Annotated in this window: 16 protein-coding genes; 1 reads left to right on the plus strand and 15 read right to left on the minus strand. The window is 74.6% G+C overall.

All coding sequences use genetic code 11. The features are described 5' to 3' along the window. The first annotated feature begins 4 nt into the window (after positions 1-4). Complete coding sequence (locus HGK34_RS03200) at positions 5-1,123, plus strand: hypothetical protein (RefSeq protein ID WP_201845131.1); 1,119 nt, start codon at positions 5-7, stop codon at positions 1,121-1,123. Positions 1,124-1,350: 227 nt separating this feature from the next. On the opposite strand, the gene HGK34_RS03205 is transcribed toward HGK34_RS03200, so the two are convergent. The 15 genes from HGK34_RS03205 to HGK34_RS03275 all read right to left on the minus strand — a co-directional run bounded on the left by HGK34_RS03205 (position 1,351) and on the right by HGK34_RS03275 (position 18,934). After that, positions 1,351-2,340: a hypothetical protein gene (locus HGK34_RS03205; protein WP_201845132.1), complete on the minus strand. Its 990-nt coding sequence runs from the start codon at positions 2,338-2,340 to the stop codon at positions 1,351-1,353. 106 nt (positions 2,341-2,446) lie between these two features. After that, a complete protein-coding gene (locus HGK34_RS03210) occupies positions 2,447-3,214 on the minus strand; it encodes a DUF4230 domain-containing protein (protein ID WP_201845133.1) in 768 nt (255 codons plus the stop codon). A gap of 199 nt (positions 3,215-3,413) precedes the next feature. Further along, entirely contained in the window at positions 3,414-4,319 is a 906-nt protein-coding gene (locus HGK34_RS23420) for an NUDIX domain-containing protein (protein ID WP_307815699.1), read from the minus strand. A gap of 4 nt (positions 4,320-4,323) precedes the next feature. Then, a complete protein-coding gene (gene pyrG / locus HGK34_RS03220; RefSeq protein WP_307815700.1) occupies positions 4,324-6,000 on the minus strand; it encodes a CTP synthase in 1,677 nt (558 codons plus the stop codon). A gap of 145 nt (positions 6,001-6,145) precedes the next feature. Further along, the gene (gene murJ / locus HGK34_RS03225) at positions 6,146-7,903 is read right to left on the minus strand and encodes a murein biosynthesis integral membrane protein MurJ (RefSeq protein WP_201845134.1); all 1,758 of its coding nucleotides are present in this window, start codon (positions 7,901-7,903) and stop codon (positions 6,146-6,148) included. Further along, the gene (locus HGK34_RS03230) at positions 7,900-8,871 is read right to left on the minus strand and encodes a hypothetical protein (protein WP_244666340.1); all 972 of its coding nucleotides are present in this window, start codon (positions 8,869-8,871) and stop codon (positions 7,900-7,902) included. The genes murJ and HGK34_RS03230 overlap by 4 nt, the downstream gene beginning before the upstream one ends. Positions 8,872-8,914: 43 nt before the next feature. Then, a complete protein-coding gene (locus tag HGK34_RS03235; protein ID WP_201845135.1) occupies positions 8,915-9,949 on the minus strand; it encodes a copper transporter in 1,035 nt (344 codons plus the stop codon). 93 nt (positions 9,950-10,042) lie between these two features. Then, entirely contained in the window at positions 10,043-11,239 is a 1,197-nt protein-coding gene (gene steA, locus HGK34_RS03240; RefSeq protein ID WP_244666341.1) for a putative cytokinetic ring protein SteA, read from the minus strand. Between the two features lie 5 nt (positions 11,240-11,244). Beyond that, entirely contained in the window at positions 11,245-13,056 is a 1,812-nt protein-coding gene (gene recN, locus HGK34_RS03245; protein ID WP_201845137.1) for a DNA repair protein RecN, read from the minus strand. A 1-nt stretch (position 13,057) separates the two neighbouring features. After that, entirely contained in the window at positions 13,058-13,987 is a 930-nt protein-coding gene (locus tag HGK34_RS03250; protein WP_201845138.1) for an NAD kinase, read from the minus strand. Then, positions 13,984-15,039 (minus strand): TlyA family RNA methyltransferase, encoded by a 1,056-nt coding sequence (locus HGK34_RS03255; protein ID WP_201845139.1) that lies wholly within the window; start codon positions 15,037-15,039, stop codon positions 13,984-13,986. Before HGK34_RS03255 ends, HGK34_RS03250 begins: the two co-directional genes overlap by 4 nt. A gap of 15 nt (positions 15,040-15,054) precedes the next feature. After that, on the minus strand, positions 15,055-15,306 hold the full coding sequence (locus tag HGK34_RS03260) for a hypothetical protein (RefSeq protein ID WP_201845140.1): 252 nt from the start codon (positions 15,304-15,306) through the stop codon (positions 15,055-15,057). A 153-nt stretch (positions 15,307-15,459) separates the two neighbouring features. Further along, positions 15,460-16,452 (minus strand): HAD-IIA family hydrolase, encoded by a 993-nt coding sequence (locus HGK34_RS03265; RefSeq protein WP_201845141.1) that lies wholly within the window; start codon positions 16,450-16,452, stop codon positions 15,460-15,462. Then, positions 16,449-17,591 (minus strand): ICP22 family protein, encoded by a 1,143-nt coding sequence (locus tag HGK34_RS03270; RefSeq protein ID WP_201845142.1) that lies wholly within the window; start codon positions 17,589-17,591, stop codon positions 16,449-16,451. The genes HGK34_RS03265 and HGK34_RS03270 overlap by 4 nt, the downstream gene beginning before the upstream one ends. Next, the gene (locus HGK34_RS03275; RefSeq protein ID WP_201845143.1) at positions 17,579-18,934 is read right to left on the minus strand and encodes a hypothetical protein; all 1,356 of its coding nucleotides are present in this window, start codon (positions 18,932-18,934) and stop codon (positions 17,579-17,581) included. The genes HGK34_RS03270 and HGK34_RS03275 overlap by 13 nt, the downstream gene beginning before the upstream one ends. Between the last annotated feature and the right edge of the window lie 135 nt (positions 18,935-19,069).

Consider the following 19,069-nt stretch of genomic DNA (forward strand, 5'->3'; position numbering starts at 1 on the left):
CGCGATGACGGACAACGCCGGTCCCACCACCCCAGCGACGCCCGGCGGGGACCGTGGCGACGAACGCCTGGCCCGTACCGAGGACTTCACTCGGCTCGGCACGGAACCCCGGCAGGAGAGCACGCTCAGCGGCTCCGACGCCTACACGGAGGCGACCGCCCTGCGCGACGCCGCAACGGCGGGCCTGCGCGACGTCACCGCGACAGGCGTGGGCGGCGCCGCGACGACAGGCACGGCCGACGCCGGACGCGGGACCGACGGCGAACGCGGGACCGACGGCGAACGGTCGTCCGGCGCCGCCCCGGCCGGACGGGGCAGTGTCTGGCCTGCCGCCGCGATCCTGCTCCTCACGGTCGCGGCCTGGGCGCCGGTGGCGCTGACGCTCCTGCGCGTCGGTGTGGAACCGGACCCGTTCGCGTTCCGCACCGACAACGTGTTCTGGGTGCTGGCCATCACCGGCTCGGCGGCCACCATGACGCTCGCGGCGGGAGTCGCGGGTCTGCGACCGCGTGCGGCCGGCGCCGGAGGCCTGCGCGTCGCCGCCGCGGTGGTGACTGGAACGCAGCTGTTCGTGCTGGTGGTGATCGCCGTGATCCAGGTGCTCTGGGACGCCCGGGCGGCGATCATGGCCCAGACCGCCTTCACCCTGGTGGCTCTCCTGCTCGCGGCGTCCGCCGTCGTGCTCGCCTGGCTTGCCGCGCGGACGAGCCGGCTCGGCGGACCGGAGGCCTCCCGTGACCGGAAGCCGGTGGCCGGCCTGGTCTGCGTGCTCCTGGGCCAGGGCGTGCTGGCGGTCGGCATGACCTCGCAGTTCCCCGGCGAGTTCGGCATCTACGTCGTCTCGCTCCTGATCAGCACGCTCACCGCCGTCGCCACGCTGACCGGGCTGTGGCTCGTGGCCCGTGGGGCCGCCCTGGCCGGATGGGCCGGAGCGGCGGTCCTGTGCCTGATGGCCGTCCTGTCACTGGGCGGGCTGGTGAACATGTTCGCGCTCGTCGACCTGCCGGCCTCGCACCGGGCCGTCCAGGTCGGGCAGTACCTGTTCTATGCGGCCGGGGCGGTCACGGCCGTCCTCGCGGCGCGCGCTCCGGCCCGCGCCGCCCCCGCGCGCCCAGGAGACTGAATCCGGCCACCGGAGAGCGGCCCCTGAGGCCGGCCACCGGGACGGCGCGGCGGCAGGCCGCGCCTGAGACCGCCCGCCCCCCCAAGGCCGCCCCGTGCGACCAGAACCCGAAGAAGGACCTGGTTCCCGTGGAAGCACGGCGAAGCGGGCCGGAGCCCCCACCGCCGATGACGGCCGTGGCGCTCCGGCCCGCTTCGGCGGCCGGGGACCTCGCTCGGATCCGCGGGTCAGATCTCGGGCATCGACGACGCCTCGACGGGCGGGGCGATGTCCAGGTCCTCCGCCGGCGGCGGGACCGCGCCCGACGCGCCCAGGGCTCGCGTGCCGACCACACCGGTGGCGAAGTTCGCATGGCACTGCGGGCAGTACCACTCGGGCGTCGGGACCGGTACGTCGAAGCCGCCGTAGACGACGTCGTGCGGCAGGTGCATCTCGTCGTGGATCGCCTCGTTCCACACGATCCGCTTGGCGGTGCCGCGCGAGTGGCACGACGGGCAGGCGGGCCGCATCCGGGCGCGCTGCGCGCCGATCCGGTGGGGGTGCAGCAGCTCGTGGCACGGGTCGCAGACCAGGAAGGTGTCGGCGATGAGCCGGCCCAGGTCGCGGGGCGCGGCGCCGTCCTTGCCGGCCGCACGGGCGCCGTCGTCGTGCGGACGCAGCTCCGTGACGTCGACGAACTGCTCGCACGAGAAGCAGCGTTCGTCGTGCCGCAGGTCGGCGCCGGTGATCTGGCGGTGGCCCAGCAGGCGCAGCACGTGCAGGTTGGGCGAGAGCCGGCCGGTCTCGCAGTCGCCCGGCTCGAGGGTGCCGGAGGCGCCGTTGCGGAACTGTCCGGCGATGCCGTCCAGCACGAGCCGGGCGTGCTCCTGCGGCAGCCAGCCGGACGAGCGCGCGTACGCGGAGGCGCCGCTGAACAGGTCGTCCCAGAGCACCGGCTTGTCCGGCCCGAACAGTTCGTCGGCGATCCAGTCCTCGCCCTGGGTGGTGCCCATCAGCTCCACCGACGCCACGATGCCCGGGTCCGAACCGACCACGGTGACCACCACGTCACCGCGCTGCGGACCGTCCGCACCGCGCGGCAGCAGGTGCTCGTTGCCGCCGGTGGCGACGGCGACGGCCTCGCGCAGCCAGTCCTCCGACCAGTTCAGGTACACGGAGGGGACGAGCCACGCGGGCAAGGACGAGACAGGGGGGAGCATGTCCGGTTCGCTGGTCACCGCGGAAGAGTAGCGCAGCGCGCGGCCAGTGATAAACCCGCCGGGACGGATACTTCCGACCCGGCCGGCGGCGTCGTCCTCACGCGCCGGTGCCGGCGCCCCCCGGTCAGTCCGCGGCCCGCCCCTCGAACTCCACGGTCACGCTGTCGTAGCCGAACGAGGTGATCAGGGCCTCCAGGGTCCGGGCCGTGTTGTCCCGTGCCCGCTCGGTCAGCGAGGAGTCCACGGCGGCTTGCGCGATCTTGTCCGAGCCTTGGGACAGCGCTTCCTGGCGCGCGTCCGAGTTGCTCTCGAACAGATCCCCGATCTTGTCCACCAGCCCCTTGTCCTCGCTCAGCGCGTGACTGGACTCCAGGTCGACGGCCGGATCCGCCAGCCGGGGCTCCGGCACCGTGACCGTCACCGCCGTGCCGTCCTCGGAGATCTCGATCGCGTCCGCGTCCAGGTCCGAGAAGTCCACGTAGGACTCCACCGACCCGTTCACCACGAGCGCCAGGTGCGACCCTGCGAGCCATCCCGGCAGGTACTTCACGTCCTGCTCCAGGTCGACAAGGACCTCGTACTCGGCCTCTGCCGCGACGAACCGGGCCAGGTCCCGCATGCCCAGCAGGACCGGCTCGGCCGACCGGTCGATCTCGGAGGTGGTGAACGGGTTCAGGTCGTCCAGGAGCACCCGGATGAAGGCGTCACGCAGGTCGTCCTTGAGCCCCACCAGGACACCGCCCACGATCCCGGCGGCGATCGCGAACCCGACGATCCCGCCGATGATCCCGGCGAGCCAGGCCGGCATCCGCCTTCTGGGTGTCGTGTCCGACGACGGCGCCCGGCCGCCGGTCTCCACGGTGCGCTCGGCCGTCCCTGCTGTGTCGCCCATCCGTGCCCCTCCGCCGTTGACGACAAGTCAGACTTGCCTCACTCTTGCCACTTTCCAGGGACAAACAGTAGTACGGATGAGCTGGGCATTCCCTGCTTGGCACACTTTTCCTGCATCGAGCAGCCCCACCATCGCAGGTTTCGCGCGCTCCGCGGCGACGACGGGGGGCCGCCCGGGCAGCCGGGGCCGGGGCCGCACCTCAGTTGCGGCGGTACTCCCAGGGCGCGGTGATCGGACGGAGGGTCTTCCAGGAGGACGCCCTGCCGATCGCCGCGGCCAGGATGCCCGAGACGGTCTGGCCGTTGTGCAGCCTGCCCGCCAGGGCGAGCGCCGCCGCGTCCTCCAGGGGCACCGGGACCGCCACCATGTCCGCCTCCTCGGCCTCCCGCAGGTGCCGTTCGTGCTCCGGGACGGGCGTGAGATCCCGGGCCAGGTAGACGCGGGCCGCCTCGTTGCTGCCGCCCGGGCTGGGCAGCAGATCCAGCAGCACGTCCCAGCGGGCCGCGTGCACGTCCGCCTCCTCGGCGAGCTCCCGCGCGGCCGCGATGTGCGGGTCCTCGCCGTCGATGTCGAGCAGCCCGGCCGGGAGCTCCCAGAGGAACGCGCCGACCGGGTGCCGGTACTGGCGCAGCAGGAGCACGTTGTCGTCGTCGTCCAGCGCCACGACGATCACGGACCCGGGATGGTTCGTGTACTCGCGCCGCACCACGCCGGCCTCGCCCAGGTCCACCTCGTCGATCGCCACGTCGACGATGCGTCCCTGGAAGGGCATGTCGAGGCGGCGGGCCGGGCGGGGTGCGACGACGTCGGCGATGCGGTCCGCCACGCGCGGACGCGGCGCGTCCGGCTCCCCGGCGGCCGGGCGGCCGGGTTCACCCTCTGGCCCGCCGTCCCGCGCCGGGGCGCCGTCCCGGGCCCGGACGGAGCCCTGCCCGGGCAGCGCCGGCTCCGGCGGTGCGCCGGCGCGCCCCGGGTCCGCGGGCCCGGTGAGGCCTGCCCGCGCCGCCTCCTGTTCCACCCGCGTGATCGGCCCCGTGCGCGGGAACCGCTCCACGGGTTGCAGCGGCTCGAACTGCCCGGTGTGGTCGGTACTCAGGAGCTCCACCCGCTCAAGCTCCCTGACGTTCGAGCGCCGCCGCGATGAGCCCCGCGAACAGCGGGTGCGAGCGTGTCGGGCGGGACTTGAACTCGGGGTGTGCCTGCGTGGCCACGTAGTACGGGTGCACCGCCGCGGGAAGCTCGACGAACTCCACCAGCGTGCCGTCGGGGCTCGTGCCGGAGATCAGCAGGCCGGCCTCCTCCAGCTCCCCCCGGAACGCGTTGTTCACCTCGTAGCGGTGGCGGTGGCGCTCGGCGACCCGCTCGGTGCCGTAGGCCTTGGCCGTGACCGATCCGGGCACGAGGTGGGCGTCGTAGGAGCCCAGGCGCATGGTGCCGCCGAGGTCTCCCTCACCCTCCACGATGGCCTTCTGCTCGGTCATGGTCGCGATCACCGGGTGGGCGGAGTCCGGGGTGAACTCGGTGGACGACGCGTCGTCGTACCCGAGCACGTCGCGGGCGTACTCGATGACCATCGACTGCAGCCCCAGGCAGATGCCGAGGGTCGGCACGAGGTTCTCCCGCGCCCAGCGCAGCGCCCCGACCTTGCCGTCGATGCCCCGCACGCCGAAACCGCCCGGAACCAGCACGGCGTCGACCCCCTCGAGGGATGCCTCGGCACCGGCGGGCGTGCTGCACTCGTCCGCGGCGACCCAGCGGATGGTCACCTTCGCGTCGTTGGCGAACCCGCCGGCCCGCAGGGCCTCGGTGACGGACAGGTAGGCGTCGGGCAGGTCGATGTACTTGCCCACCAGTGCCACCTCGACCGCGTGCTCGGGGTGGTGCACCCGCCCCAGGAGCTGCTCCCAGCCGTCCCAGTCGACGTCGTGGAACGGCAGGTCGAGGCGGCGCACCACGTAGGCGTCCAGGCCCTCGGCATGCAGGACGCGCGGGATGTCGTAGATGCTCGGCGCGTCGACGGCGTTGACCACGGCCTCGTTGTCGACGTCGCACATGAGCGCGATCTTGTTCTTCACCGACTCCGGCACGATGCGGTCGGCGCGCAGCACGATCGCGTCGGGCTGGATACCGATGCTGCGCAGCGCCGCCACCGAGTGCTGGGTGGGCTTGGTCTTCAGCTCGCCGGACGGCCCGATGTACGGCACGAGCGAGACGTGCAGGAAGAACACGTTGTCGCGGCCCAGCTCGTGCCGCACCTGACGGGCGGACTCGAGGAACGGCTGCGACTCGATGTCGCCCACCGTGCCGCCGATCTCCGTGATGATCACGTCGACGTCCTCGGAGGCCTGGTAGCGCATCCGGCGCTTGATCTCGTCGGTGATGTGCGGGATGACCTGCACGGTGTCGCCGAGGTAGTCGCCGCGCCGCTCCGTCGCGATGACGTGCGAGTACACCTGGCCGGTGGTCACGTTGGAGGAGGCAGGCAGTTCCACGTCGAGGAAGCGCTCGTAGTGGCCGATGTCGAGGTCGGTCTCGGCGCCGTCCTCGGTGACGAACACCTCGCCGTGCTGGAACGGGTTCATCGTTCCCGGGTCGACATTCAGGTACGGGTCAAGCTTCTGCATCGTGACCCGCAGCCCGCGCGACCGCAGGAGGCGCCCGAGCGAGGAGGCGGTGAGCCCCTTGCCGAGGGAGGACGCGACTCCTCCGGTGACGAAGATGTGCTTGGTCACCGCAGAGCGGGAGCCGAGGCGGTTCAGGGACTGTCTGTTCAGGGGATCGACCACGGAACTCCAGCCTACCCGTTCGTCTCCGGTCCGCTCGGGGAAAACCCGCGAAGAACTCGCGTAGTTCGCGTCACACCGCCCGCACACACCGCCCGCGCACGACGGCCGCTCAGCCACGGCGTGCCGCTCAGCCACGGCGTGCCGCTCAGCCACGGACCCGTGCGGCGAGCGCGCGCAGCCGGTCGCGCACGGACGCGTCCGCGGCCGCGGCGACCGCCAGGACGACGACGGCCGCCACCGCCCCGGCCAGCAGGCCCGACCCCAGCGCGCCGAGGAACTCGCCGGGGTCGAACGGGCGGTCCCCGGCAGGGCACGCCGCGGAGACGGGACCGGCCGCGGCCGGGCCCCACGCGCCCGGCGTCCCCAGCAGGTGGCCGGTGGCGTACCCGGCCCCCGCCCCCGCCGCCGTCCCGGCCAGCAGCGCGACACCGGTACGGCCCACCCGCGTGAGCGCGCCGCGCCCCAGGTGGCGCCGCACCGCGAGCAGGAGCCCGGCCCCGGCGACGGCCATGCCTGCCGTCCCGGCCGCTCCGAGCGCACCGAGCACGAGAGCGGGAGCCGGCCCGGCGCCGGGGAACCGGGCCTCCGAGCCGAGCCACACCCGCACCCCGAGCAGGCAGAGCGCCATGACACCCCAGCCCGTGGCGGTGGCCACGACGGCGGCCCGGCCGTGGTCCACGGCGTACAGGGCCCGCGACAGGTGCAGCACCAGCGCGTACCCGACCAGACCCGGCGCCATCCAGGCGAGCGCGGCGGCCATGCCGGGGGCGTCGCAGGTGACGACCAGGTCGAAGACGGACTCCACGGCCGGCGCCGCGGCGACGAGGGCGGCGACCCCCGCCGCGGTGACGACCAGCAGCATGCGGGTGGTGCTCGCCACCAGCGCCCGTAGGTCGTCGAGCCGCCCGGCGGCGGAGTGCTCGGCGAGGTACGGGAAGGCGCTGGTCGCGATGGGAAACGCGAGGACGGCGTAGGGCAACAGGTACACGTTGTAGGCATAGAGCCAGGTCGTGTAGCCACCCAGGAAGATCCCGACCTTCATGACGACCACGAGCGCGAGCTGCTGCGCCACGAGCGCTCCCACTCCGGCGAACGCCAGGTGGGCGGCACGCCGCCCTTCACCGCCGGGGAAGCGCAGCGTGGGCCGCAGCCGCAGCCCGGTGCGCAGCACGGGCAGCACGAGCGGCACGGCGAGGGCGACGACGCCGGCGGTGATCCCCCAGGCGAGCCAGTCGAGCGCTCGGGCGGGGATCCGGGCCAGGTCCTGCTCCCCCGCCCCGGCGAGCCGGGCCGCGTAGCCCCAGTAGACGCCGATCACGACCAGACTGGAGATCAGCGGGCTGAACGCGGGCCAGAAGAACCTCTTGTGCGCCTGCAGGATGCCGCCGAGCACGACGGCGATGCCGTACATCGGCACCTGGACGGCGAACACGCGCAGGAACGAGGCCACGACGTCCCGCATTCCCGGGTCCCACCCCAGCTCCGGGTTCCCGTTGCCGGGATCCAGCCAGGCCGCGACGGGCCCGGCCAGGAGCGCCATGAGGGCGCCCACCGGAACGAGCACCACCAGGGTCCAGCCCAGCAGCGCGGACGCCGAGCGGGATGCCTGCTCCCGGCCGTCGGCCGCGGAACCGTCGGCCGAGCCGTCGGCCGCGGAGCCCGCGAGCGACGCACGGCTCAGCGGCCCCGACACGAGAGGGACGACGGCGCCCGCGAGCGCCCCGCCGGCTGCGACCTCGAACAGGACGTTGGGCAGCAGGTTCGCGGCGTTGAACGCGTCGGTGAACGTGCCGTTGCCGACCCACTGGCCCTGCGCCAGCCAGCGGCCGAACCCGACGAGGCGGCTGGCGAGGGTGACCCCGGTGACCAGCAGTGCGGCCCGCGCGAGGCCCGAGCGTGTCAAGGCGTGAGGCCCCGCTTCGCGGCCCCGGGGCTCGCCGGGGGCGTCCCGGTGTCCCGGACGTGTTCGGGGTGCGGCGTGACCGGTCGGCGCCCGAGCATGTCGATCCGGTGGAGCCAGGGACTGGACCGGATGACCTTCGAGAAGCTCACCTTCTCGGAGGCGAGGGTCAGTCCGAGGATCCCGGCCAGTGCGGCGAGCCGCACCGGGCGGGACGCCCCGAAGGCGAGCTGGGAGCCGGCCAGGGCGCCGAGCGCGTTCGCGCCGCCGTCGCCGAGCATGTCCTTCTCCCCGAGGTCGGCGGGAGCGGCCGCGGCCGCCGCGCCGAGCAGTGCTCCGGTGGTCGCGCCCGTTCCGGCGCCGTCGCCCCCGGTCCTGGTGCCCGCCGCGGCTCCGGCGGCGAGGCCGGCCAGGGTGGCGGCCTTCAGCGCGCGGCCGGGCCGCAGGTCGAAGAGGTTCACGAGGTTCGCGGTGCCTCCGATGAGCGCGCCGTTGATGCCGACGTCGACCAGGTGGGCGAACGCCCCGCCGCGGCGCGGTGTCCCGGCGGCGGCCGCCAGGAGCGCGGACCCGCAGATGCCCAGCACCTTGAGTCCGCCGGTGGTGACCTGCCCGCGCCGGAGCGCGCCGAGGTGTCCGCGCAGCCCCTTGGCCGCGGTGGCGGGGTCCTCGGCGAGGTCGTCGATCACTCCGAAGGTTCCGGCCGCGGCGGTCGCGAACGCCGTCGGGCCTGCCGCCGGGCCGCCCGCGACGACGGCACCCGCCACGAGGCCTGCCGCCACGGCCGGTCCCTCCAGCAGGCTGATCGGCTCGCCGCGATGGTTGGTGCGCGTCCACGCCTCGGGTGTCGCGATCCCGGGGTGCACCCGTTTCAGCTCCCCTGATCGCACGGCGGTGTCCAGGCGCCGGCGCGCCCACGCCGTCGTCGCTCCCGCGGCCAGTGCCGCGGCGACGAGCCGGATGGCTCCCATGACAGTGCTCCTTCGTGCGCGTCCGTCGGGACCTGTGATCGTGTCAGTTCTGGGGCATCGGCGGGAGGGCGGAGGTGTCGGCCTCCGGCCCGAAGTGGTCGACGTGCCCGTCCAGGGCCGCAGCGAGCGCGAGCGGCACGGTGATCCTGCTGGCCAGGGTCGTGACCTCGCTGACGGTGCTCAGCTCGCGTGCCAGGTCGTCGTCGGAGCGGACCCGGTCGACCACGTCGTCGCCGTCGGTGGCGGGGCCGGCGAGCACGGAGGGGCCTGCCACCTTTTCGACGCCGATGGCCACGTCGGTCCAGATGTCACCGGCATAGCGCGGGCTCGCGGGTTCGGTGGAGGGTGCCGAGGCGCCGTCGACGTCCCCGGCCGGGGCGGTCTCCTCGTCCGCCGGGGTGGTCTCGACCCCCTCGGCCTCCTGGACCTCGTCCGCCTGGACCGCGGTGGACAGCAGCACGACGGCGTTGGCCGGCAGCGTCTGCTCGTTCGCCGTCCGCAGCAGGCCGAACGTCTGCAGCTGCTGGTCGAGGTCCACCGCGGTGGCGCTACGGTTGCCGGCCGACTCGGTGCCCGTCAGGGCGAGCGTCACGGCGGAGGCGAGCGTGGCCACCGGGGTGTCCTCGGAGGTCTCGACGCCGGCGTCGGCCAGGGTGCCGCGCAGCCCCTCGGCGACGGTGGCCCGCGTGGACTCCTCCGCCGCCTCGGTCCAGTTCATGGGCAGTTTCGCGCTGACCACGACGTCGGCCCCGGCGGACTCGAGCTGGTCGATCACGCCCGCCCGCACGCCGGAGGGCACGTCGCCCAGGCCGACGACCGCGACGCGGCGCCCGAGCAGGGTGCCGTCCACGAGCCGCGGGGCGGCGGCGGCGAGGTAGACCTCGTCCGCGTTCAGCCTGCTCGTCGCGGTGTCGAGCTCGGTGCGCAGCACGTTGCGTTCCTCGCGCAGGGTGTCGACCTGACGGGTGAGGGTCTCGCCGAGCGCTCCCTGGAGCGGCCCCGCCCCGAGGATGATCCCCACCGCGAGGGCGAGGAACACCGAGATGAGCGAGACGAGGTGGTAGCGGAAGTCGATCACGAGGGGTGAGGGTCCTTATGTACGGATGCGGGCGGCGGGAGGACCCGCGGCGCGACGTCGGGAATCGGGGACGGAACGGTCGGTGGCCTGAGGTCAGCCGCCGAACAGGCTACCCACCCACGACCAGAGGTCGTCGAAGCGCGCGCCCAGGATGCCGAAGAAGGCCTGTCCGGCGGACGTCGCTCCGAGCGCGGCCAGGACCGCCGACACGCCGGCCAGGGACAGCGTGGTCAGCTGGATGTTGGAGATGCGGGTGCGGTACAGCCGCGAGACGCCCTTGGCGTCGATGAGTTTGCCGCCCACCCGCAGCCGCGTCAGGAATGTGGAGGCCATGCCGGCACGTCCCTTGTCGAGGAACTCCACGAGGGTGGCATGGGTGCCGACGGCGACGATGAGCTCGGCGCCCTTGTCGTCCGCGAGCAGCATGGCGATGTCCTCGCTGGTGCCGGTCGCGGGGAACACGACGGGTTCGACGCCGAGGCCGCGCACCCGCTCCAGTCCGGGGGCCTTCCCGTCGCGGTAGGCGTGCACCACGACCTCGGCCCCGCCGGCGAGCGCGCGGTCGGAGACGGAGTCCATGTCGCCGACGATCAGATCCGGCTTCCAGCCCTCGTCGAGGATCGCGTCGGCTCCGCCGTCGACCCCGATGAGCACCGGGCGGTTCTCCTTGACGTAGGAGCGCAGCATCGCGAGGTCCTCGCGGTAGTGGTAGCCGCGCACGACGATGAGGACGTGGCGCCCCGCGATCGGGGTGCGGGTCCGGGGCACGCCGACGCCGTCGAGCAGGAGGTCCCGCTCCCGGCGCAGATAGGTCATGGTGTTCTCGGCGAAGCGCTCGATCTCCACCGACAGGCCTTCGCGGGCGGCGGCCATCGCCTCCTCCAGCGACGCCGTGGTCTGCCGCGTGCCCTTGGCGATCACCTCGCCGTCCGCCATGACCTGGCCGTCGACGATCTCCAGTGCGGCACGCTCCTCGACCGCCATGACGGCCGGCCCCAGGTCGTCGACCAGGGGGATGCCCGCCTCGAGCAGGATGCTGGGCCCGGTGTTCGGATACCTGCCGGAGACGGAGCGGGCCGCGTTCAGTACGGCGGCCGGCCGCGCGGCCACGAGCGCGTCGCCCGCCACGCGGTCGATGTCCACGTGGTCGATGACGGCGATGTCGCCCGGGTCGAGCCGTCCGGTGAGCTCCTTGGTCCGCTTCCCGACACGCGCGGGCCCGGTGACGGGGCCACCGGGTTCCGTGCGTTCCTCGTCGTGCTGGCCGGACCGGGTCAGGATCAGCTTCATCGACCTCATCGTCCCACGACTGACGATTCCAGGAGCTCCATGGCGTGCTGCCGGGCCGTGGTCGAGTCCTCCTGGCCGGAGAGCATGCGGGCGAGCTCGACGACGCGGTTCTCGTCGGTGACCTCGCGCACGCCGGTGACGGTGATCATGCCGTCGGCGTCGTGCGCGTCGTCACCGGCCGGGGTGTCACCGTCCGGGTTGCCGTCCGGGGTGTCACCGGCCGACTTCGTCACCACGAGGTGGGTGTCGCCGAACGCCGCCACCTGGGCCAGGTGCGTGACGACGACCACCTGCGTGGTGCGGCCCAGCTGGGCCAGGCGCCGGCCCACCTCGACCGCGGCCCGGCCGCCGACGCCGGCGTCGACCTCGTCGAACACGAACGTGCGCCGCAGGGCCGCGACATCCGCGCCCTCGGGGTCCGTGGCGCCGGACCCGTCCTGCTTGTGCGGGGACGTGGCCAGCGCCACCTCCAGGGCGAGCATGACGCGGGACAGCTCACCGCCCGAGGCGCCCTTGCCCAGCGGACGCGGCGGAGCACCCGGGTGGGGCACCAGGAGCATCGTGACCTGGTCGGCCCCGTACGGTCCGAGCGCGTCCGCGGGGGCGACCGTGACCTCCAGGTGCGCGCCGCCCATCGCGAGGCCGTGCAGCTCGGTCGTGACGGCGCCGGCGAGCTCGGACGCGGCCGTGGTGCGCGCCTCGGTGAGCGCGCCCGCGAGCCGGTCCAGCTCGTCGTCCAGCTCGCCGACACGCTGCTTCATGGACTCCAGGCGGTCGCCGCCGTCGTCCAGGTCCAGGAGCCGCAGGCCGGCATCGCTCGCCCACCGCAGCACGTCGTCGATGGTCTCGCCGTAGCTGCGCGTCAGGCCGTTCAGGTCCGCCATGCGCGCGTGCGCCGCTTCCAGGCCACCCGGGTCCGCCTGGAGATCGTCCAGGTAGGCGGCCACGTCCGTGGCGAGATCGTTGATCAGGTAGCCCACCTCGGCGAACCGCGTGGCGAGCTCGCCCAGCGCCGGGTCGGAGTGGGCACCGCCCTCCAGCGCCCGCCGGGCGGTCTCGACCAGCGCGATCGCGTTGGGCTGCGCGCCGGTCTCGTCCTCGCCGGCCATCGCCTGGTGCGCCTCCCCCGCGGCGACGCGCAGGCCTTCCGCGTTCGCCAGCCGTTCGATCAGCGCCGCCAGCTCCGTGTCCTCACCGGGCTGCGGGTCCACGCGCTCGATCTCCTCGAGCCCGATACGCAGCAGCTCCACCTCACGGGCACGCTCGGCCGCCCTCGCCTCCGAGTCGGCGATCTCCGCGAGCAGCCCCGTGCGCTCCGACCAGGCCGTGCGGTACCCGGCGAGCACGCCCTGGTGGACGGGCCCGGCGAAGTCGTCCAGGGCGTCACGCTGCTTGGCGCTGGTGCGCAGGCGCAGCTGCTCGGCCTGGCCGTGCACCGTGACGAGGTCGTCCGCGATCTGTGCGAGCACTCCCTGCGGCACGGCGCGGCCGCCCAGATGGGCACGGGAGCGGCCGTCGGCGATGGTGCGCAGCACGACGACCGTGCCGTCGTCCTCGATCTCACCGCCTGCCTCGTCCACGCGGGCCGCGGCCGTGGGGTGCCCCGACACGCGGATCCGGCCCTCGACGGCGGCGCGGTCCGCGCCCGGACGCACCGAGTGCGGGTCCGCCTTCCCGCCCATGAGCAGGTTCAGCCCTGTGAGCACCATCGTCTTGCCCGCGCCCGTCTCGCCGGTGATGACGGTCAGCCCCTCGGACAGGGGCACGCGAGCGCCGCGGATGACGCCCAGGTTCTCGATCGCGATCTCCTCGAGCACGTCACTCCTCACCAGGCTCGAAAGTTTGTCCGGACGCATCAGACCGTACCGCCCGCTCGCGCCAGCCCGCGACGGGCAGGTCGAACTTCGACACCAGGCGGTCGGTGAACGGCGCCTGGCTGAGCCGGGCGAGCCGGATCTCGCCCGCCCGGCGCACGGACACGTTCGATCCCTGCGGGACGTCGATCCGCCGCCGCCCGTCGCAGGTCAGCACGCCCGGCACCGCCGAGGCGGGCAGGACCCGCACGCCGATCTCGTTGCGCGGCCCCACCACCAGCGGGCGGGCGAACAGGGCGTGTGCGCTGAGCGGGACGAACAGCACGGCGTCCACGTCAGGCCAGATCACGGGGCCGCCGGCGGAGAACGCGTGCGCCGTCGACCCGGTCGCCGTGGACATGACCACGCCGTCGCAGCCGAAGGACGACAGCGGCCGTCCGTCCACGCTCACCCCGACCTCGAGCATGCGCCCGCCGACGCCCTTCTCGATGGTCACCTCGTTCAGCGCCCAGCCCGAGAGCACGTCGCCGCCGTCGGGCAGGTGCACGTCCACCTCGACGCACGCGCGCCTCTCGACCGTGTAGTCGCACGCGGCCAGCCGCTCGACGGCCCCGTGCAGGTCCTCGCGCTCCGATTCGGCGAGGAAGCCCACGTGCCCCAGGTTCACTCCCAGGAGCGGCACGTCGGTGCCGCGGGTGAGCTCGGCGGCGCGCAGGATCGTGCCGTCCCCGCCGAGCACCATGACGAACTCCGACTCCGTGACGCCCTCGCGCAGCCGTGCGACGTCCATGTGGTCGCCGAAGTCCTCGGCCAGCGCGTCGTCGTGCAGCGTGGGCTCGAAGCCCGCGGCCTTCAGCTCGCGCACCGCCTCGGTGGTCGCCGCCACGGCGGCGGGACGTCCGCCGTGCGTCACGATCAGCACCCGCCGTGTCATGACTGTCCCCGATCGTCGTGGTGGTGCCGGCCCGGTGCGCCGGTGCCGGGTGGGCGCCCGGCTTGGCCGAGGAGGCCGGGCGGTGTCGTGCCGCGGGCGCCGGGTGCGGCCGGAGCCGCGGGTGTGGCCGGAGCCACCGGTAGAGCTGGAGCCCCCGGTGTGGCCGATTCCCCGGGCGAGGCCGGAGCCCCGGATGTGCCCGGGTCCGCGGCGAGGAGAAGGGCCGCGGGGCCGCCGGCGGCGACGGCGGAGGCGGCCGCGCGGTCCAGCTCCTGGGAGTCCAGGACCGGCGCGGCGGCGTCCGCCGTGAGCTGCACGAAGAACTCCCGGTTTCCGCTGGGGCCCGGCACGGGGCTCGCCGCGACCGCCCGCAGCCGCAGCCCCACCTGTTCGGACGCGCGTACCACCGTGGTGACCGCTTCCGCGTGCAGGACCGGGGCCCGCACGACGCCGCCTCGCCCGAGCCGTTCCCTGCCGACCTCGAACTGCGGCTTGACCAGCAGCAACGCCTGCCCGTGCGGCGGCAGGACCGAGGCGACGGCCGGGAGCACGAGGGTGAGCGAGATGAACGAGAGGTCACCGGTGACGAGCCCGGGCGCGCGCGCCAGGTCGGCGCGGGTCAGGTCCCGGGCGTTCTTGCCCTCGACCACGGTGACACGCCGGTCCTCACGCAGCCGGGGCACGAGCTGCCCGTGCCCGACGTCGATCGCCACCACGTGGTCGGCGCCACGCCGCAGCAGCACGTCGGTGAAGCCGCCGGTGGACGCGCCGAGGTCGACGCACCACGCTCCGTCGACCACGGGCGCGCCCTCGCCGAGGGCGTCGAGCGCACCCGCGAGCTTCAGCCCGGCGCGGGAGGCGTACTCGGACTCTCCCCGGTCACCGGCGGCCACCTCGACGTCGGCCCCTCGGGCGACGGCCGCCGACGGCTTGCCGACCGGCCGGCCGCCGACCGACACCCGGCCGGCCGCCACGAGCTCGGCGGCATGCCGGCGGGAGCGAGCCAGCCCCCGCCGCACCAGCTCGGCGTCCACGCGTGCCCGCGCTGTCATCACCGTCTCCACGTCTCAGGCGTCACCGCTCAGGTGGGCACGCAGTGCCTCGTGCACGTGCTCGTAGCGAGCCACGTGCTCGGCCGGGGCGAGCTCGTCCAGCCCGTCCAGGACGGACAACGCCTGCTCCACGACCGGCTCGGAGGCGCGTCCGGCGGCGCCCGCAGCGTCCGCCTGCCCGCCGCCGGCCACGGGGGCTCCCGCGAAGGCCTCTTCCGGCACGTCCCAGCCGTCGTCGCCGGACGCGGCCTCGTACGACTCGCTCACTCGGTCACCCTCCCGCATCGGACTGACCCTCCCGCATCGGACTGACATGGTGCGACAACACGGTACCTTCCGCGCCTGACACTCCCCGGCCAGGCGCACGCCGCGCCGGGGCGCCGTGTGCCGCACGACGACGCCGCCCCGCGCGGGGCATCCTCAGAGCAGGTCCGGGACCGTCGTCGCCGGGGTCCCCGCGTCGGCGGCCGCCCAGGCCGCCGCGCAGGCGGCGCGCACCAGGTCGATCCCCTCGCCGGATTCCGGGCGCAGCACGCCGCCCGTCACCCGCGCCGAGGCCGCACCGCACACCCAGGAGTCCCCCACGCGCGCGGGGGCCGGGTGCGGCTCCAGCAGCACCCGCAGGTCCGCGCCGAGGAAGGAGGGACGCTCCGCCGGCTGGGCCAGGACGGCGTCCCGAGCCGTGGACACACCGGTCAGCACGTGCAGGCCGGGGTATCCGGCGGCCCGCGCCCCGGCGAGGTCGGTGTCCAGCCGGTCGCCGATCACGAGCGGACGGGCCGCCCCCACACGCTCGGCCGCCATGCGGAACATGTCCGGCCCGGGTTTGCCCGCGCTCAAGGGCGTCACCCCGGTCGCCGCGGTCACGGCACCCACGAGCGAGCCGTTGCCGGGAGCGAGACCGCGGGCGGTCGGCAGCGACATGTCCAGGTTGCTCGCCACGTGCCAGGCGCCCCGCCCGACGGCGTACGCGGCCTCCGCGAGGTCCTCCCACGCGAGGTCCGGGGCGAACCCCTGCGCGACGGCGTCCGGAGCGTCGTCGGCGGACGCCACCACCTCGAACCCTGCGGAACGCACTGCCGTGACCAGCCCCTTACCGCCCACGACCAGCACCTTCGCGCCGGGGTCGAGCCGCGTGCGCAGCAGCGTGGCGCAGGCCTGCGCGGCAGTCATCACCTCGTCCGCGTCCGTCGGAATGTCCAGCCCTGTGAGCTGGGCGGCGACCTCCTCCGGTTCCCGGGAGGCGTTGTTGGTCACGAACACGAGTGGCAGCCCGGCCGCCCGCGCCGTGGTGAGGCTCGTGGCGGCGTGCTCGATCGGCAGGTGGCCCCGGTAGGCCACCCCGTCCAGGTCGACGAGCGCGAGGTCGTACGCCTCGGCCAGCGGGACCGAGCTCGCGATCAGCCCGCTCATGCCGCCGGGCCCTGGGTCGTGCCGGCCTCCCCGGTGGTGGTCGCAATGTCGCCGGCTTCCGCGCGGTCCCCGGGCTCCGGGTCGCCCTCCACGGCTTCGGGCTCGTCGGTCACGGCGGTCCCGGACCGGCCGGTCTCCCCGGTCACGGGCTCGTCGGTCACGGCGGTCCCGGGCTCGTCGGTCACGGGCTCGTCGGTCACGGGCTCGTCGACCCCCGCGGTCTCGGTCTCCGCGCCCTCGGGCTCGTCGACGCCCGCCTCGGCGAGGATCTCGGCCACCTCGGCCTCGACCTCGGCGTCCGACGGCTCGGGGAGGTCCGCCAGGTCCTCGACGGCACCGGGGGCGCCCGCCACGTCGGCACCTTCGGCCGAGGCGTACTCGCGGGTCCTGTCCTCGTGCGGGGCGGCCTCGTGCGGGGCGGCCTCGCGCGCCGCGTCCTCGTCCAGCACGCCCGCGTCCGCGGTGTCCTCTCCCGCGACGCGCCCCGGCGTGGCGTCCTCACGGGCGCCGTCCTCGAGGTCCGCCTCCTCGTCGTACATGTCGTAGACGACGACGTCCTCCTCCGGAGCCTCGGCGCCGGTCGCGCGTGCCAGGGCCTCCGGGTCGACCCCGGCCAGCACTGCCGCGGCCTCGTCGGTCCGGCCCGCGGCCTCCAGGGCGACGGACCGCGCCTGCAGGACGCGCAGCCCCAGGTCGCCGGTGGCCTCGTCGGCCGGGATCTTGTCGAGGACGGCGAGCGCGGCATCGTGCTCACCCAGGTCGCTGCGCGCCCCCGACACCACGATCGCCAGCTCCGTGCGCCCGCTGGGGTCGAGGGTTTCCGCCTCGGGGGTCGCCGCGAGCGCGATCGCGCGCTCCGGCCTGCCCAGCCCGCGTTCGGCGTCGGCCATCAGCGGCAGGTGCTCGGAACTGCCGTTGAGCCGCCGGACGGTGCGCAGCTCGCGCAGCGCCTCGGCGAAGCGCCCGGTGTGATAGGCCGTCAGGCCTGCCGCCTCCCGCACGACGTCGATCCGCCCCGCCCTGCGCACGGCCGCCTGGGCGTGCAGGTAGGCGGTCTCCGGGTCGACGTCGAGCAGGCGTCCGGCCATGACCAGGTGCAGACCGACCCGCTCCGCGTTGTCCTTGCTCAGGCCGCGCATCCGGGCACGCGCGTCGCGGTCGAGCTGACCGATGGACGCGTCCTCGGCGATCTCCGGATCGGGCGTCCGGTCCCCGCGGTCGTCACGGCGTGGGCCGCGGTCGTCACGGAAGTCCCTGCCGCCGTCCCGGCGGTCGTCGCGGCGTGGGCCGCGGTCGTCACGGAAGCCACCGCGTGGCCCGCGATCGTCGCCGAAGCTGCGCCGCGGCCCGTCACCGGAACCTCGCCGGTCGTCGCGGGGCCGGCGGTCGCCGCGGAATCCCTGGTCACTGCGGAATCCCTGGTCGCCGCGCGGCCCGCGGTCGTCGCGAGAGCCTCGGTCATCACGACGGCCCCGGTCGTCCCGCCGGTCGTCCCGCCGGTCGAAGTCACGCCGGTCGCGGTCGTCCCGGGAGCTCCGCTGCGGCCCACGGTCGTCGTGCCGACGCTCGCCCCGGCCGAAGCTCTCACGACGGTCCCCGTACCCGCCGCGGCCGCGGTCGTCGCGCTGCGGACGGTCGCCGGAGCCCCGCTCGTCACGACGGGGCCCGCGCTCGTCGTCGTACCGGCGACGCGGACGGTCACCGTACCCACGTCCGTCGCGGCGGTCGTCCTGGCGAGGACCGCGTGTGTCGTCCCGCCTGTCGTACCCACCGCGGTCGTCGCGACGGAACCCGCCGTCGCGTCCGCCGTCCCGGTTCCCGTGACCGCCGCGGTCGTCCCTGCGGCGGTCGCCACCGAAGTCACGGCGGCCACGATCGCCGTAGCCGCCGCCCTCACGACGCGGACCGCGCTCGTCACCTCGCGAACCGCGGTCGTCACCTCGCGAACCGCGCTCGTCGTCGTACCGGCGACGCGGACGGTCACCGTACCCGCGGTCGTCACGCCGGAACCCGCCGCGGCTGCCGCCGTCCGCACCGCGGTCGTCCCTGCGTGGCCCGCGGCCGGAGCCCTCGTGACGTTCGCCGTACCCGCCGCGGCCGCCCTCGTCGCGACGCGGACGGTCGCCGGAGCCCCGCTCGTCACCCCGCGGACCGCGGTCGTCGTCGTACCGGCGACGCGGACGGTCGCCGTACCCGCGGTCGTCGCTGCCACGGAACCCGCTGTCGCGGCGGCCGTAGCCACCGCCCCGGCCGTCGCCGTCACGCCGGAAGCCTCCCTCGCGGCGATCTCCCCCGAGGTCGCGTCCGCGATCGGCACGCCCACGGTCCTCACGCCGGCCGCCGTCACCACGCTCGTCGCGGCGGCGGTCGGATCCGAGGTCGCGGCGCGAACGGTCACCGCCGTGGCCGTCCCGGCGAGGGCCGCGATGCCCCTGCCCGTCGCGGCCGGGTCGGCTGCCCTCGCGGTCGTTCCCCTGCTCACGGGGCGAATCGTTCACTGTGGTCCTTTCAACGGCAGATGCAGGCTCCATTCTCCCACGTGCCACCGCTCCTGCCCGGCCGCTCGGCCCCGACCGCGGTGTGATCCGCACCCACCGTCACCGACCCTGACTCAGCA

Source organism: Myceligenerans indicum (assembly GCF_016742955.1).
In the GTDB taxonomy this organism is placed as follows: domain Bacteria; phylum Actinomycetota; class Actinomycetes; order Actinomycetales; family Cellulomonadaceae; genus Myceligenerans; species Myceligenerans indicum.

Bases quoted from the DNA above. Each gene is read 5' to 3' on its own strand.
- HGK34_RS03200 (WP_201845131.1), top strand. From the start codon at position 5: ATGACGGACAACGCCGGTCCCACCACCCCAGCGACGCCCGGCGGGGAC.
- HGK34_RS03210 (WP_201845133.1), bottom strand. From the start codon at position 3,214: ATGGGCGACACAGCAGGGACGGCCGAGCGCACCGTGGAGACCGGCGGC.
- HGK34_RS03230 (WP_244666340.1), bottom strand. From the start codon at position 8,871: ATGGGAGCCATCCGGCTCGTCGCCGCGGCACTGGCCGCGGGAGCGACG.
- steA (WP_244666341.1), bottom strand. From the start codon at position 11,239: ATGAAGCTGATCCTGACCCGGTCCGGCCAGCACGACGAGGAACGCACG.
- HGK34_RS03250 (WP_201845138.1), bottom strand. From the start codon at position 13,987: ATGACACGGCGGGTGCTGATCGTGACGCACGGCGGACGTCCCGCCGCC.
- HGK34_RS03255 (WP_201845139.1), bottom strand. From the start codon at position 15,039: ATGACAGCGCGGGCACGCGTGGACGCCGAGCTGGTGCGGCGGGGGCTG.
- HGK34_RS03265 (WP_201845141.1), bottom strand. From the start codon at position 16,452: ATGAGCGGGCTGATCGCGAGCTCGGTCCCGCTGGCCGAGGCGTACGAC.
- HGK34_RS03270 (WP_201845142.1), bottom strand. From the start codon at position 17,591: ATGCGCGGCCTGAGCAAGGACAACGCGGAGCGGGTCGGTCTGCACCTG.